We start from the raw sequence: 14,303 nt of genomic DNA, 5'->3' as shown, positions 1-14,303 counted from the left end.
GATCACCATGGCCGCACTGCTCCAGGGAAAACGCGTGGCGTTCCTGGCCACCGACGGTGTTGAGGAAGTCGAATACACCGAACCGCGTAAGGCGATCGAGTCCGCGGGCGGCACCGCCGAGTTGGTGTCCCTGGCGGACGGCGAGATCCAGGCCGTCAATCACATGGACAAGGCCGGCACCTATCAGGTCGACAAGACCGTGCAGGACGCCGACCCCACCGAGTACGACGCACTGGTCCTGCCCGGAGGCGTGGCCAACCCGGACTTTCTGCGAGCCGACGCCGACGCGGTCCGCTTCATCCGCGACTTCGTGACCGCCGGCAAACCGGTGGCCGCCATCTGCCACGCACCGTGGACTCTGGTCGAGGCGGGTGTCGTCGACGGCCGGACGGTGACCTCCTGGCCCAGCCTGCGCACCGATCTGGTGAACGCCGGCGCCACCTGGGTCGACGAGGAGGTCTACGTCGACGACCACCTGATCACCAGCCGAAAGCCGGACGACCTCCCGGCCTTCTGCAAGGCCCTCCTGGACGAGTTGGGCTGATCGGATAGCCGATCGGGCGAGGGCTGTGGGACAGGTGGCCGAAACTTCACACTGAGGCTGGAAGGCGGCGTTCACGGTAGGAGACACTCTTCCGCGCGGAGCGACGGGACGTACCCGTTCGCTCCTCGGGAAGGGATCTCATGCGCACGTCGCTCGTTCGCCGTGGTGCCGCGGCGGCTCTGGCCATCGTCACCGGTCTCACCACCCTCGCCCTGAGCGCCGAGCCCGCGCGGGCCGACGTCCGGCTGTCCGGCGTCACGCTGTCGACCAGCACCGTGGTGCTCGACGGCGACGCCGGCTGCGCCAACCGGGTGAAGGTCACCTACAAGGTGTACGACCCGGCGGGCGACACCGACGAGTTGTTCTCCCTCTCCGCCGACGTCGTCGGGCCCAACGGCGACAACGTCGAATTCGTCTACCCGTCCCAGTCGTCGCGCAGCGGAAGCTACGTCTACTACACCGACTGGATCTCCCTCTGCGGCTACTACGGCGACCCCGGCGCCTACCGGGTGAACACCGAACTCAAGTGGTGGGACGAGGACGTCAACGTCTACGTCGTCGAGCGGACCAACAGTTTCTGGGTGAAGCGGCCCACGTCGCTGACCTACAACGCCACCCCCGAGCCGGTGAAGCGGAACAGCGCCCTCACCCACACCGGCGTACTCAAGGCCGACCCGGTGTCGTACGGCCCGAAGAAGGGCCTGAAAGGCGCCGTCCTGAAGTTCTACTTCAAGGCCAACGGCACCAAGACGTACGTCTACAAAGGCCAGACCACCACCGGTACGGGCGGCAAGTACAGCAAGAAGATCAAGGCCACCAAGTCCGGCATGTGGAAGGTCGTCTACGCGGGCAGCGGCACCCGCCAGCCCCAGACGAAGTACGACGCCGTCAAGGTGAAGTAGCGGCCACCCGGTCGATCAGCGTGCCGCCGGAACCACGGGGCTTTTGAGGGCCCCACCCGCGGATGTCCCCGTTGCCGATCTTGACGGATCCACCGCCGGAAAGTGTCCTGCTCGCGGAGGCCGGCCCGCTTGCGGTCCATTCCCCGTGCGGGTGTCCGATTTCCGCCCTGTCTTGGCCCGATATTGGCGGATTTACCACCGTTTCCGGTGGTAAATCCGCCAACATCTCAGCTGGGCTGGCCGTCCGCGCGAGGGACTGACCGCGAATGATCAGGCGGCCGAGAAACACGGCTCGAAACGGTGGGTGAATCCTCCAAGGTCTGTCAGGTCCGAGGGCGGGAGGCGGACGCTCGCCCGGCGAGGGATGGACCGTGAGCTGCGAGAAAGCTTGCCAAGAGCTGACAGCGTTTCGCTACCTCTGCGGACTTCGTGCGGACTACTTGATCTTGCAAGAAGGTGCAGCGCCCCTTACGCGACGATCCTCGGCCTCGCCGGTTCGGCGTTCACGAAGCCGCGGCCGGCCCCTGAGGCGGGACGGCACTGGACTCGTCATCGGTGGTCGAGACTCGCGTGAACCGGACGTGCATGGCGACTCGCCCCGCGGGCTCCTCACCGTACGGAATGTGTCGCAGTTCAGCAGGCCGGTACTCATCGCCCAACGCAGTAACTCGGTAGCGGATTGAGCCATCGAAATCGACCGCCACAGCATCCAGCTCGTTGGTCACGTAGTCGAGCTTCGTGCCAGCGGCCGGACCGTCAAGGCACACACCCCCGGTGGGGCTGTGCACGACGCGAGGGCTGTGCACCAAGTGATCGAGGGCGAACTCCGCCTTGATCTCGTCATCAGTGGCATCCGCCGACACCGCCTTCACGACCCCGCCAGGAACGATCAGCAACCTTCGGCCGGTGCTGTCCGTCGGCCCCAAGGTGCCCCTTCGCTCTGCCACACACATAGCGTGTCACCTCGTACCGAAATCGACCACGGAGTCGCCATTGACGCCTGGACCCATGGATAGCTCGCAACGCGGTTTGATCAAGCGTCGTACGAGGTCAGGCGGCTTGATCAGGATCGGCTCCGGCCGCTGGCTGTGCGGCATCGAAGCCAACCCTGCAGAGGGCGATCACGAGGCCCAGCCTGGTGTCGAGCCATCCAGTCCCGACGACATCCCGGATGATGACGAAGGCTTTCCGTACCAGACGCTGCGGCCCGATCCCGACAGTTACCTGGCTGGGGGTGACGTCGCTCGGCCGAACTGTCGCGATGGCTGCATCGATGCCGGGCCGGCGCGCCGACCGATGCCGGGCGGAACCCGCCAGCAGGTCGAGTGCGGCCGGCCGGCGCCGCGCTTGCGCGGTGCCTTGATCAGGCTGCGGACCGGCTCGACCGGGCAGCCACGGGCCATGCGGACTACTTGCGGACTGAGGCCGCCCCGAGCAACGTCGTCGACCTCTTCAAAAGAAGAACCCCAGGTCGATGACCTGGGGTTTCTCGCTGAGCCGCCTGACGGAATCGAACCGTCGACCTACGCATTACGAGTGCGTCGCTCTAGCCGACTGAGCTAAGGCGGCAACGTCGCCCAGTCTACGACATCGGGTGGGCGGGTGGCATTGGGGTATGTCTGATGTCGTACCCCGTGGCCACTGTGCCGGGTGTGGCGGAGGATGGGTTGATGGCCATCGTTCCGCCGCAGCGATCTGCGCCCCCGGAGACTGCCCCGCCCAAGCCTGCCGAGTCGGGGCGGAGTGGGCGAAGCCGGCCACGGAGTCTTGATCCGCAGGAGCTGGGGTTCGAGCGGAAAGGGCCGATCGGATGGCTGGCGCCGCTGCTGCTGCTCAGTACCGGACTGCGGACTCTGTTGCACATCCTGTTCGGGGCCTACCTGGACAAACGGGAGCTGCAGAACGCTCTGGACGGGGACGTCTTCGATCACTCGACCACTGCCACCGGGGACATCTGGATCGACTATGTGGCGGATCTGGGGGACGGGTTCGACGCCACCTACTCGGTGGCCTATCTGTTGTCGCAGGACCAGTTGGAGATCGACGGGGAGGTGCTGCCCCGGGGGCGGCTGCTGTTGATGGGCGGTGACCAGGTCTATCCGGTGGCCAGCGGCGACGACTACGAGAACCGGATGAAAGGGCCGTACCGGGCCGCCCTGCCGGAGGCTCCGGCGGGGGTGCCGCGGCCGACGCTCTACGCGCTTCCGGGCAACCATGACTGGTATGACGGGCTGACCGCGTTTCTGCGGCTGTTCGCCAGGCGGAAGGACGGCCACATCGGCGGGTGGCGGACCGGGCAGCGGCGGTCGTATTTCGCGATCAAGTTGCCGCAGAACTGGTGGGTGTTCGCGGTGGACGAGCAGTTCGGGGCGTATATCGACGACCCGCAGCTGCTGTATTTCGAGCAGGCGGCCGAGCAGGTCGGGCCGGATGACCGGGTGATCCTGATGACGCCGTCACCGACGTGGGTGAAGGCCCGGGAGGATCCGAACGCGTACGACGCGGTGGACTACTTCATCCGGACGATTCTCGGGCCCACCCAGGCTCGGGTGCGGGTGCTGGTGTCCGGGGACCTGCACCACTACGCGCGGTTCTCCGGCGACGATCGGGAGTTGATCACCTGCGGGGGTGGTGGGGCGTACACGCTGGGCACCCAGAACATGCCGGACCACCTGATGGTGCCGCCGCCGAAGACGTTGAGCCGTAGTTCCAGCCGGAGCCGGCGGTACGAGCAGAAGGCCACCTATCCGGACGCGGCCGAGTCGAACCGGATGGGGTGGGGGGTCTTCCACCGGGTGCCGCGGCGGAACAAGGGGTTCGCCACACTGCTCGGCATCATCCATACGCTGACCATGCTGGCGATGGCCGGCGCGGCCAGTCAGGGCGGCAACATCCAGCGGCTGTTCAGTATCCCGCTGGTGCTGATGTTGGTGCTGATCATGGCGGGTACGGTCCTGTTCGCCAAGCCGGAGGGGAACGTACGACATCTGGTCTTCGGGTTCGCCCACGGCGCGGCGCAGATCGCGCTGGCCGCCGCGGGCACCTGGGTGTGGCTGCAACTGCCCTTTCGGGACTGGCCGTGGCCGGGGCCACTCGCGGTGGCTGCCGTCCTCTACGGTCCGCTGGTCGCCCTGGTGGCCACCCAGCTGCTCGCGGTGTATCTGCTGATCGCCGCCCGGTTCGACGTGAACCTGAACGAGCTGTTCGCCGGCCAGGGCATCGAGGAGGCGAAGAGTTTCCTCCGGATGCACATCGCCGCGGACGGCACGCTCACCGTTCACCCGATCGGAGTGGATCGGGTGTGTCACGAGTGGGCGCCCGACCCGGACGGCGATCCGCACTCATCGTGGCTGCGCCCGGTCACCGCGCTGACCCCGCACCGGGTGGAGCCGCCCGTCGAGATCGTCTGAGGGGATCGCCGGGTCGGGGTCGACGAGCAGACCGCGCGGGTGTCCCAGTGACCACCGCATTCGGCCCGGCGGCCGCGTTACGGTCCGGAGTCGCGCATCGCTTGCGGGGACGAGGCGGGACCGTTGGGTGGAACGTACAAAATCAGGGGTTGTAGTGGTTGTCGTGGGCCTGGCGCGGTGCGCAGACCGAGGCCCGGCTGCAGGAACACCGGGAGCCGTCGGCGTCCATCCGGACCACCACCGAGTCCTTCGGAACGCTGTGCCCGACCACGCGACCGTCACCCTCCGGGGTCGTCACGCGGGAGCCGATGGCCGGAGCCGACGCCTGGAACGCCTGGTAGAGCGGGTGCTCATACTTCAGGCAGCACATCAGGCGGCCGCACGCACCGGAGATGCGCAGCGGGTTCAGCGGTAGGTCCTGGTCCTTCGCCATCCGGATGGTGACCGGCTCGAAATCGGTCAGGAAGGTGGCGCAGCACAGGTCCCGCCCACACGAGCCGATGCCGCCCTGGACGCGGGCCGAGTCGCGGGCCGAGAGCTGGCGCAGCTCGACCCGGCAGTGCAGGGTGGCGCCCAGGTCGCGGACCAGCGAGCGGAAGTCGACCCGGTGCGGGGCGGTGAAGTAGATCGTGGTGCGCGCGCCGCTGCCGCCGGTCGGATCGAGCACGTGATCGACCGCGACGACCTTCATCGGCAGCTCATGCGCCTTGATCAGTTTCTTCGCGGCGACCTTGGCCTCGGCCTTGCGCTTGCGCAGCGTCTCGTCCCGGCGCAGGTCGGTGTCGTCGGCGAGCCCGACCACCTTCGGGAAACCGGAGGTGTCCTCGTCGACCCACTGCGGCGCCCACACGCACTCCGCGACCTCGGGACCGTCGTCGGTCGGCACCAGCACCCGGTCACCGACGGCCGGGGTGAAACCGGCCGGATCGAGGTAGTAGAGGCGGCCGTACCGGTTGAAACTGACCGCGCACAACATACCCATGCGACCAACACTACGACGGCAGGCAAGCCGCACCAAATGCCGGATTTGACCTACCCGCGCGGGTTGTCGCATAGATGCCGCGAAACCCTCCTCATCGACCCTCGTTGGCCAGTCCCGAAAGCACCCCCCGGCTTCGAGAGGACTCGCCATGACTCCCGCCCGGTCCATGGCCGCCAGTGTCGTAGCGCTCGGATTCGCGGGCTCACTGACCGCGCCGCCGCCCGCCCACGCCGCACCCGGATGCGTGCGGCCCGAGCACTACGCCGCGCAGTCCGGGGCGGAACTCCTGCGCATCGACCGACTCGACCTCGGCCCGATGGCACGAATCGCCAACCGCGGAGCCGATTCGGGTACGGGTGACGAAGGCGCTGCCCCGACCCACTCCGACCGGTCCCGTTCGCCGGGAAGCTCCGCGTCGGGGGACTCGGCCGGGGACGACGGGGCGCACCGGGCGCGGACCCTGCCCGCGCCGGTTCCGAGCGATGGCGCACGGGGTTCAGGCGGTGGCGCTCGGGGTTCGGGCGATGGTGCGCCGGGTTCCGATGATGGCGGGTCGGGTTCGGGAGGTGCCGTCTCCGGGGACGACGGTGCCGGCGACGGCGGGCAGGGCGGCGGATCGGGTGGATCGCGGGCGATTCGTGGTGCGGGCCAGCCCGGCGCGATCCGCGGTGAGGCCGGAGCGGGCGCGATCCGCGGTGAGGGTGCGCCCCGGGCCATCGGTGACGTCGGGCTCGGGGACTCGCGCAGCGTGCTGCTCGCCGAAGCGCCGGTCAACTCGGCCGGCGCCGCGCGCATCCTGGACGGCAAGGTCGCCGGGTCAGCCAACCGCACCGAGATGGTCGTGCAGCAGGCGCCCCCGGTGAAGCCGAAGGCCGAGGCGCGGCGGACCGGAGCCCGGAAGTACGGGCCGGTCCAGGTCGGGGCGGGGGTCCTGAACGCCCGCGCGGTGTGGGCGGACGGCATGGGATGCGGGGCCACCTCCGGTGAGGCGTCGTCGGCGTCGGCCGAGATCAGCCGGATCACCGTCACCGGGGGTGGGAGTGGGGCGCTGGTGCGCGTACCAGAGAAGATCTCCAGCCGCAGCGGGACCGCCCTGCGTCAGCGTGCCGGGGTCCCGCAGACCGTGGCGTCGGCGACCGTCACCGCGGGGCGGATCAGCCTGGTCGACAACGAGGTACGGATTCGGGTGCTGCGCGCCCCGCAACTGCGGGTGAGCATGACCGCCGGTGGGGCGGGTGCTGTCGACTACCAGCCGGCGGTCGTCGAGGTCACCAGCAAGGGCGGCAAAAGGGCCCGTCTCGACACGGCGGGTAAGCACGTCGAGATCACCCTGAGTGAGGATCTCCGGCCGTTGGAGTCGACGCCGGCCCGGCTGGAACCGGCCGGGAAGCTGCCGTTGCCGACGGTTCCCGGGCTGCCCTCCCCCGGTACGCCGGAGAGCAGCCCAGCACCGGCCGACACCCCCGGGTCCACCCTGCGGATCTCGCTGGGTGACGTCCGGCAGGCCACCGACGGTGCGGCGATCGCCGCCGCGGCCACCGCGATCCGGGTGACGGTGGTGCGCAACGACGCACGGACGGCGGGCAAACCGTCCGGTGTGGTCGCCGACCTGGCGATCGGGATGCTGGAGGCGGCCGCCGTCGCCCCCGGCGGCAACCGGTCCACTCTGGGCACACAGCCCGGAACCGGCGGCACCGCGAGCCCCGGCCTGCCGATCACCGGGCCGCGGGTGGTCTCGCTGCTGTTCGCCGGCGCGGCACTCGTCCTCGGCGGCGCCGGCGCGGTGGTGATGACCTCACGCCGCCGTCGCAACGAACCCTGACGATCGCTCCCGGATTCACCCGTCCGGGACCTCGCCGTGATTGCACAATTGTTCAATTAGGACTTAACGGTCAGCGGGTTCTGCAGGCTGGTGTACTCGTCCAGCAGACTGTCCGCCCGGTCGTAACTGTCGGCCACCGTGCGCAGCAGGACCGCGCCGATGGCCGCCGCCGCTCCGGCCACCTCCGGACAGGGCAGCGGGGCGGCCTCGGCCGGATGCGGCCCGGGGCCTCCGGGACTCGCGTGGTGGCCGGTGGTCTGGTGAGGGCCCGTGGTTTCGTGAGGGCCGGTGGTCTCGGCGCGGCCGGTGAGGGCCACCGCCTCGGCGGTCATGCAGACCTCGGCCAAGGCTTCGGCCAGGTCGGCGCGGGTGCGGAGCATCCAGTCGGAGAGAGCGCCGGCCAGATCGGCGGTCGCCTCCATCCGGCCGCCGAGGCTGCCGGGACCGCCGTTCAGCCGGACCGCCGTGTCGCGACGGGCCTGCTCGTAGGCGTCGGCGGCCGGACCGGACCACTCGCCCGGCGAGGGCAGGGCGTCGGCCAGATCCGCATAGAGGCGAGCATCGGCCCGCAGCTCGGCGACCGACTCCTGAATGGCCGCCGGGCGCAACGCGGCGACCGCCCGTGCGGCGTCACCGGGCAGCAGGCGCACCCGCCGCAGCTCGGTCCAGACCTCGTGACCACCGGGCGCCCCCGCGGTGGAGAGCACCTCGTCGACCCGGCCGAGCAGCGGATCCGCCACAGCCAGCAGTTGATCGAGCCGATCCATCACAACCCTCGCAGACGACAGCCCCGGCCACGCGCGGACTCGGCGGCCGGCCGCCTCGCAGGAAACCACACGCCGCCAAGATCCGGACCGTCGGCAGCCACGGGAATCCACACACCGCCGGCGAAGGACCCCGGGCCACGGACCGCACCGAGGCCGGCACGGCGGACCCGGCACGAGTGAGACGCCCCACCGGGGCCGGCACGGCGGACCCCGCGCGAATGAGACGCCCCACCGGGGCCGGCACGGCGGACCCCGCGCGAATGAGACGCCCCACCGGGGCCGACACAGCGGACCCCGCGCGAATGAGACGCCCCACCGGGGCCGACACAGCGGACCCCGCGCGAATGAGACGCCACACCGCCGGGTGCGGGGCGGCGGATCGGGCGGGAGTGAGGCGCCGCGCCGGGGCCCGGCGCGGGTGTGGGCATCAGAGGGTCCGGTGGAAGCGCTGCCGGACCAGGTCGTCGGTCTCGGTGTAGGCGGCCGCGCTGGCCCGGACCGCGTGGGCCATCTCGGTCAGGTGGGCCGAGGCGTCGGCGGCCTCCCGCGCCCGGGCCGCCAGCACCGCGGACCAGCCGGCGTAGAGCGCCCGGCCGATCCGCCCGGGGCGGCCGGCGTCGTCGGCGCCGAAGTCGGCGGCGAGCGGGATCAGCTCTGGGACGCGACGGTCCACCATGGCCAGTGCCTGGGCGGCATGGTCTATCCGGTCGGCGAGTCGATCCACGTCAGTGCCCCTCCAGGGTGCGGAATGATCCGAACACCTCACCGTGCAATTTCTCCCTGGCCCAGCGGGCGGCCTCGGCCGCGCTGGTCACCACGGCACGCATCTCGCGTGCGAACTCGGCCGGCTCGCGATGGCGCAGGCCGCCGTGCAACTTGACGTCCACGATGTCTCCCGCGGCGGTCACCACCACCTCGATCGACTGGTCCGGTGAGTGCACCGACACGGTCTGGGCGGCCACCGCCTTGCCGAAGTCGGCGTGCAGCTCTTCAACGCGCCGGTACCTGTCGATCGCCTCGTCGATCCACGTCTCGTCGATCTCGCGGGCCATCCAGGCTCCTCACCGCGCGTCATGCCGCCGTCGCGTTCCGGGTTGAGACCGTACCCGCTTCGGCGACCCTCCCGCTACGGCCCCGAGTCCCCTGTGGATAACTTGAAAACTACGAACCCAGCGTCACATAGACGACATCAGAAGATAACTGCCCGTAACATAATCGGCCGACCGCTACCATCATCGGGTGAGTCCCCAAGACGTCTTCTCGGATCTGGTGGGCCAGGACGAGCCGGTGCGGATCCTGCGCCGGGCCGCCGCGGCGGCCGCCCGTGTGATGGCCGGCGATCCGGATCCGGGCGGCGGGATGACCCACGCGTGGATCTTCACCGGCCCGCCGGGGGCCCGGCGCACAGTGGCGGCCCGCGCGTTCGCGGCCGCGCTGCAGTGCGAGCGGGACGGCACCGGCTGCGGCGAGTGTCACGGCTGCCACACCGCGCTGGTCGGCACACACGCCGACGTGCACGTGGTGGCGACCGAGGGGCTGAGCATCGGGGTCAAGGAGACCCGGATGCTGGTGCTGCGGGCGGCCAGCGCGCCGTCCGGCAGTCGCTGGCAGGTGGTCATCGTGGAGGACGCCGACCGCCTCGGCGAGCGGGCCAGCAACGCACTGCTCAAGGCGATCGAGGAGCCGTCACCGCGGACGGTGTTCCTGCTCTGCACGCCGTCGGTGCACCCGGACGACATCATGGTGACGATCCGGTCCCGCTGCCGCCTGGTGTCGCTGATCCAGCCGTCGGCGGCGGCGCTGGGCGAGTTCCTGGTGCGCCGGCACGGCATGGCGCCGGAGCAGGCGAGCTGGGCGGCGGCCGCGGCACAGGGCGACGTGGAGCGGGCTCAGCGGCTGACCGCGGATCCGGAGTCGCGGAGCCGCCGGGACGAGGTGCTCGGCGTGCCACGCCGGCTGACCAACATCGGCGCGTGTTTCGAGGCCGCGACGAAACTGGAGGCGGCCACCAAGCAGGAGGCGGCGGCCGCGGTGGCCGAGCTGGACCAGGCCGAGCGGGCGGCGCTGGAGCGGGCGCTGGGCGCGGGCGGGACCGGCAAGGGCGCGACGTCGGCGATGCGCGGTGCGGCCGGCCAGCTGAAGGAGCTGGAGCGCAGCCAGAAGGCGCGGGCCACCCGGGCGCAGCGGGACGCGATCGACCGGGCGTTGCAGGATCTGGTCGGGTTCTACCGGGACGTGCTGGTCACCACGATGCGGGCGCCGGTCGCGATGGTGCACGGCGATCTGGCTGCGGTGACCTCGGCGGCGGCCGAGAAGTGGGCGCCGGAGAGCACGTTGCGCCGGCTGGAGGCGGTGCTGGCCTGCCGCGACTCGATCGACCGGAACGTGAAGCCACAGGTGGCCCTGGAGGCGATGATGGTCACCCTCTGGCGCGGCTGACCGTCGAGGCGAATGATGAGCGTCGATACCTGACGCTACGTCGGAGGACGCATGTCGACTCGACGCGAGATCCTGGCCCTGGCATCCGGCGCGGCCGTCGCCGGCGCCACCCCCGCAGCCGCGGCGGGAAGGACCGGCAGACCAGGCTGGTTCGGTACGTGGGCCGCCGCCCCGACCACGATCCCGTCCGTCACCCCACCACTCACGCTCACCGACCAGACCGTCCGCCAGGTGGCGCACCTGAGCCTGGGTGGTGATCAGCTGCGGCTCCGGCTGACCAACGAGTTCGGCACGACTCCCCTGCGGCTGGGCGCGGTTCGGGTGGCGATCCGGGAGGGCGCCGGCGCGAGTACCGACACCCGTGCGGGCACCGATCGGCGGGTCACCTTCGGCGGGCGGGGGTCGGTGCGCGTACCGGCCGGGTCGGCTTTTGTCAGTGACCCGATCGCACTGCCGGTGCCCGGCGGGACCGACCTGGTGGTCAGCATTCATCTGCCGGGTCGCACGCCGGTGACCACGGTGGCCGGCTTCGCCTTCCAGGAGAACGTGATCGCGGCAGGTGACGTGACGGCGGCCCGGCGGGTCACGCCGACGTCGACGATCACGCAGTACCTGTTCCTGAGCGGGATCAGCGTCCGCACCGGCGGTGGCGGCACGGTGGTCACGCTCGGCGACTCGATCACCAACGGTGCCGACACCGAGACGAACGCCAATCACCGCTGGCCGGATCTGCTGGCCGCCCGGTTCCGGGCCGCCCGGATCAGCGTGGGGGTGGCCAACGTCGGCATCTCCGGCAACCGGCTGCTGCATGACCCCGATCCTCCGGCCGGCAGTGCGGCGGAGTCCTTCGCGGCGTGGTTCGGGCAGAGTGCCCTGCGCCGTTTCGACCGGGACGTGCTGGCCCAGCCCGGCGCCGCTCACCTGGCGGTGCTGCTCGGAGTGAACGATCTCGGTCATCCGGGCACTGTCGCGCCGCCCGGCGAGGTGGTCTCGGCCGAGGATCTGATCGGGGGTCACCGTCAGCTGATCGCCAGGGCACGACAACACCGGATTCGGGTGTACGGGGCCACCGTGCTCCCGTTCAAGGGCGACACGCTGGGCTTCCACACCCCGGAGAACGCGGCGAAGCGGGCCGCGCTGAACCACTGGATCCGGACGTCCGGGGAGTACGACGCGGTGTTCGACTTCGATCGGGCGGTGCGTGATCCGGCTGATCCGGAACGGCTGGCCACCGCCTATGACAGCGGTGACCATCTGCACCCGAACGATGCCGGGATGGCCGCGATGGCCGCCGCCGTACCGCTGCGGGTCTTCAGGACACCGTGACCGGGTCGAGCAGGGCGGACAGCCGGCCGCTGACCGCCTCCTCGATCTCCTCCACCGGCCGGGACGCGTCAAGCACCAGGTAGCGCTTGGGTTCGGCGGCGGCCAGGTCGAGGAAGGCGTAGCGGACCCGTTCGTGGAATGCCCGGGACTCGCTCTCCAGCCGGTCGGCGCCTTCACCCCGGGAGTCCACCCGGGTCAGGCCGACGCCGGGGTCGACGTCGAGCAGCACGACCAGGTCGGGTTTGAGGCCGCCGGTCGCCCAGGCGGACAGCCAGGAGATCTCCTGCACCGGCAGGGTCCGCCCGGCGCCCTGGTAGGCGAGGGAGGAGTCGACATACCGGTCGCTGATGACGACCGCTCCCCGGCTCAGTGCGGGCCGGACCACGGTGGCGACGTGGTGGGCCCGGTCGGCGGCGTAGAGCAGTGCCTCGGCGCGGGCCGACGGGGTCTCGGACTTGTCCAGCACCAGCGCGCGGATCTTGGCGCCGACGTCGGTGGCTCCCGGTTCCCGGGTGACCACCACGTCGCGGCCCTCCGCTTTGAGCGCTTCGGCGAGCCGGGTGACCTGGGTGGACTTGCCGGCTCCCTCACCGCCTTCGAAGACCACGAAGACGCCGGAGCGGACGAACTCCTCGGGTGGCGAGAGCGGGCGCCCGCGCAGTGAGCCGAGCAGGTCGGCGAGGACCGGCACGCCCTTCTTGTCGTCCATCTGGCGGAAGGCGCCGATGCCGACCCAGATGCCGATCGCACCGGCGACCAGCAGCAGCACCCGGGTGGAGGAGACGTCGAAGCCGATCGGGCCGAGCTGGACCCGGCGCGAGCTGCCCAGGCCGACAAGCACCCCGGCCAGGGTGATGGCCAGCAGCAGCACGGTCCGGACGCCGATCTGCACGACGGCGAAGACCCGGCCGCGGACGGCGTCCTCGATCTCGCCGTACAGCAGGGTGGTGCCGGCCAGGAACGCCATGCCCGCGCCCGCGCCCACCAGCAGCGCGCCGACCAGGGCCATCGACAGGTGGAAGGCGAAGCCGAGGAACATCACCGAGCCGCTGGCCAGCACGATGCTCATGCCGAACCAGCGCCGCCGGGACAGCTCCTTGACGATCATCGGGCCGAGGCCGATGCCGAGGGCCAGGCCCATGAAGATGAAGCCGAACAGCAGCGAGAACGCGGCCTCACCGGCACCGAGTGAGTAGGCGAAGGTGCGGGCCGCGCCGATCACCACACCGCCGGCCGCGAACGCGCCGAAGATGCCCAGCACCAGGCCGCGGACCAGCGGGGTGCTGCCCAGGTATTTCCAGCCGTCGAGGAACTGGCGGGTCATGCTCTGCTCGGCGGCGGCCTTCTCCCGCTCCGCGCTCTTGCCGCCGATCTCCTTGATGCCGAAGAAGACGACGAGTGCGGTGGCCAGCCGGGACAGCGCGTTGATGTAGAGGGCGATCTGCACCGGCTGCGCCCAGTCGGGCAGCGCGACACCGGACTGCTGGAGGCCGGCGGTCATGCCGGAGAGCAGCAGGGCGGCCAGGATCGGCGTGATCCCGTACGTGGTGACCAGGGTGAGCTGGTTGGAGATCTCGATCTGCGACTTGGGGATCAGGTTGGGGACCGCGGCCTCCTTGGCCGGGATCCAGATCAGCGTGATCGCCTCGCCGATCAGGGTGGCGATGGTGGCCCAGGCGACGGTCTGGCCCGGGGTCGCGCCGAAGACCGGGGCGAGCGGGATCGAGCCGTAGATGACGAACCGCAGCAGGTCGACGATCACCATGGTGTAGCGGCGGTCGAATCGGTCGGCGAGGACTCCGGCGATCGGCCCGAGGACCAGGGCGGGCAGCAGCCGGACGGCGATGGTGCCGCCGAACGCCGCGCCCTGTGCCGCGGTGTTGTCGAACTGGGCGGACGCGAAGAGCGCGGTGGCCAGGATGCCGATCCAGTCACCGAAGGAGGCGGCGGCCAGCACCAGCCAGAGCCGGCGGAAGCCGCGAAGGCGCAGAACCGATCGGAGCGCCGCCACACCGTTGAGGTCGACGGGCCCCTGATCCTGCTGCTTGTCCGTACTGATGGCCCTACCTCCCGTGGTCACTGCTCGGAGCACTGTAACCGGCCGCCCACGG

General features: G+C 70.5%; 12 protein-coding genes and 1 tRNA gene. 6 read left to right on the top strand and 7 right to left on the bottom strand.

The features are described 5' to 3' along the window. Positions 1-7 precede the first annotated feature (7 nt). Both ACQ0O7_RS07760 and ACQ0O7_RS07755 read left to right on the top strand, forming a co-directional pair. Positions 8-544 (top strand): type 1 glutamine amidotransferase domain-containing protein, encoded by a 537-nt coding sequence (locus tag ACQ0O7_RS07760; RefSeq protein ID WP_430781086.1) that lies wholly within the window; start codon positions 8-10, stop codon positions 542-544. 140 nt (positions 545-684) lie between these two features. Beyond that, a complete protein-coding gene (locus ACQ0O7_RS07755; protein ID WP_430781085.1) occupies positions 685-1,446 on the top strand; it encodes a hypothetical protein in 762 nt (253 codons plus the stop codon). A gap of 503 nt (positions 1,447-1,949) precedes the next feature. Here ACQ0O7_RS07755 and ACQ0O7_RS07750 read toward each other — a convergent pair. Further along, on the bottom strand, positions 1,950-2,342 hold the full coding sequence (locus tag ACQ0O7_RS07750; protein WP_430781084.1) for a hypothetical protein: 393 nt from the start codon (positions 2,340-2,342) through the stop codon (positions 1,950-1,952). Between the two features lie 599 nt (positions 2,343-2,941). Next, positions 2,942-3,015 (bottom strand) — tRNA-Thr (locus ACQ0O7_RS07745). 101 nt (positions 3,016-3,116) lie between these two features. On the opposite strand from ACQ0O7_RS07745, the gene ACQ0O7_RS07740 reads away from it, so the two are divergent. Further along, positions 3,117-4,856, top strand: a complete 1,740-nt coding sequence (locus tag ACQ0O7_RS07740; protein WP_430781083.1) for a metallophosphoesterase family protein — start codon at positions 3,117-3,119, stop codon at positions 4,854-4,856. Positions 4,857-4,998: 142 nt separating this feature from the next. On the opposite strand, the gene ACQ0O7_RS07735 is transcribed toward ACQ0O7_RS07740, so the two are convergent. Beyond that, the gene (locus tag ACQ0O7_RS07735; RefSeq protein ID WP_430781082.1) at positions 4,999-5,838 is read right to left on the bottom strand and encodes a PSP1 domain-containing protein; all 840 of its coding nucleotides are present in this window, start codon (positions 5,836-5,838) and stop codon (positions 4,999-5,001) included. Between the two features lie 748 nt (positions 5,839-6,586). On the opposite strand from ACQ0O7_RS07735, the gene ACQ0O7_RS07730 reads away from it, so the two are divergent. After that, on the top strand, positions 6,587-7,660 hold the full coding sequence (locus ACQ0O7_RS07730; protein WP_430781081.1) for a hypothetical protein: 1,074 nt from the start codon (positions 6,587-6,589) through the stop codon (positions 7,658-7,660). A 56-nt stretch (positions 7,661-7,716) separates the two neighbouring features. Here ACQ0O7_RS07730 and ACQ0O7_RS07725 read toward each other — a convergent pair whose 3' ends face one another. The 3 genes from ACQ0O7_RS07725 to ACQ0O7_RS07715 form a co-directional block, all read right to left on the bottom strand. Continuing rightward, positions 7,717-8,427 (bottom strand): hypothetical protein, encoded by a 711-nt coding sequence (locus ACQ0O7_RS07725; protein ID WP_430781080.1) that lies wholly within the window; start codon positions 8,425-8,427, stop codon positions 7,717-7,719. Positions 8,428-8,854: 427 nt separating this feature from the next. Then, on the bottom strand, positions 8,855-9,151 hold the full coding sequence (locus ACQ0O7_RS07720) for a hypothetical protein (RefSeq protein ID WP_430781079.1): 297 nt from the start codon (positions 9,149-9,151) through the stop codon (positions 8,855-8,857). Position 9,152: 1 nt separating this feature from the next. After that, a complete protein-coding gene (locus ACQ0O7_RS07715; protein ID WP_430781078.1) occupies positions 9,153-9,479 on the bottom strand; it encodes a YbaB/EbfC family DNA-binding protein in 327 nt (108 codons plus the stop codon). A 187-nt stretch (positions 9,480-9,666) separates the two neighbouring features. Between ACQ0O7_RS07715 and ACQ0O7_RS07710 the strand changes: the two genes are divergently transcribed. Together ACQ0O7_RS07710 and ACQ0O7_RS07705 are read left to right on the top strand one after the other, a co-directional pair. Then, a complete protein-coding gene (locus ACQ0O7_RS07710; RefSeq protein ID WP_430781076.1) occupies positions 9,667-10,866 on the top strand; it encodes a DNA polymerase III subunit delta' in 1,200 nt (399 codons plus the stop codon). A 51-nt stretch (positions 10,867-10,917) separates the two neighbouring features. Next, positions 10,918-12,192: an SGNH/GDSL hydrolase family protein gene (locus tag ACQ0O7_RS07705; protein ID WP_430781075.1), complete on the top strand. Its 1,275-nt coding sequence runs from the start codon at positions 10,918-10,920 to the stop codon at positions 12,190-12,192. On the opposite strand, the gene tmk is transcribed toward ACQ0O7_RS07705, so the two are convergent. Next, complete coding sequence (gene tmk, locus ACQ0O7_RS07700; RefSeq protein ID WP_430781074.1) at positions 12,179-14,272, bottom strand: dTMP kinase; 2,094 nt, start codon at positions 14,270-14,272, stop codon at positions 12,179-12,181. The two genes, ACQ0O7_RS07705 and tmk, sit on opposite strands and share 14 nt — an antisense overlap. Between the last annotated feature and the right edge of the window lie 31 nt (positions 14,273-14,303).

The organism is Actinoplanes sp. G11-F43, assembly GCF_050589265.1.
Lineage (GTDB): Bacteria > Actinomycetota > Actinomycetes > Mycobacteriales > Micromonosporaceae > Actinoplanes.
This window is presented reverse-complemented; position numbering and strand designations above follow the sequence as displayed.

Excerpts from the sequence above, each read along its gene's own strand:
- ACQ0O7_RS07715 (WP_430781078.1), bottom strand. The coding sequence starts at position 9,479 with ATGGCCCGCGAGATCGACGAGACGTGGATCGACGAGGCGATCGACAGG.
- ACQ0O7_RS07705 (WP_430781075.1), top strand. The coding sequence starts at position 10,918 with ATGTCGACTCGACGCGAGATCCTGGCCCTGGCATCCGGCGCGGCCGTC.
- ACQ0O7_RS07740 (WP_430781083.1), top strand. The coding sequence starts at position 3,117 with ATGGCCATCGTTCCGCCGCAGCGATCTGCGCCCCCGGAGACTGCCCCG.
- ACQ0O7_RS07735 (WP_430781082.1), bottom strand. The coding sequence starts at position 5,838 with ATGGGTATGTTGTGCGCGGTCAGTTTCAACCGGTACGGCCGCCTCTAC.
- ACQ0O7_RS07725 (WP_430781080.1), bottom strand. The coding sequence starts at position 8,427 with ATGGATCGGCTCGATCAACTGCTGGCTGTGGCGGATCCGCTGCTCGGC.
- ACQ0O7_RS07755 (WP_430781085.1), top strand. The coding sequence starts at position 685 with ATGCGCACGTCGCTCGTTCGCCGTGGTGCCGCGGCGGCTCTGGCCATC.
- ACQ0O7_RS07760 (WP_430781086.1), top strand. The coding sequence starts at position 8 with ATGGCCGCACTGCTCCAGGGAAAACGCGTGGCGTTCCTGGCCACCGAC.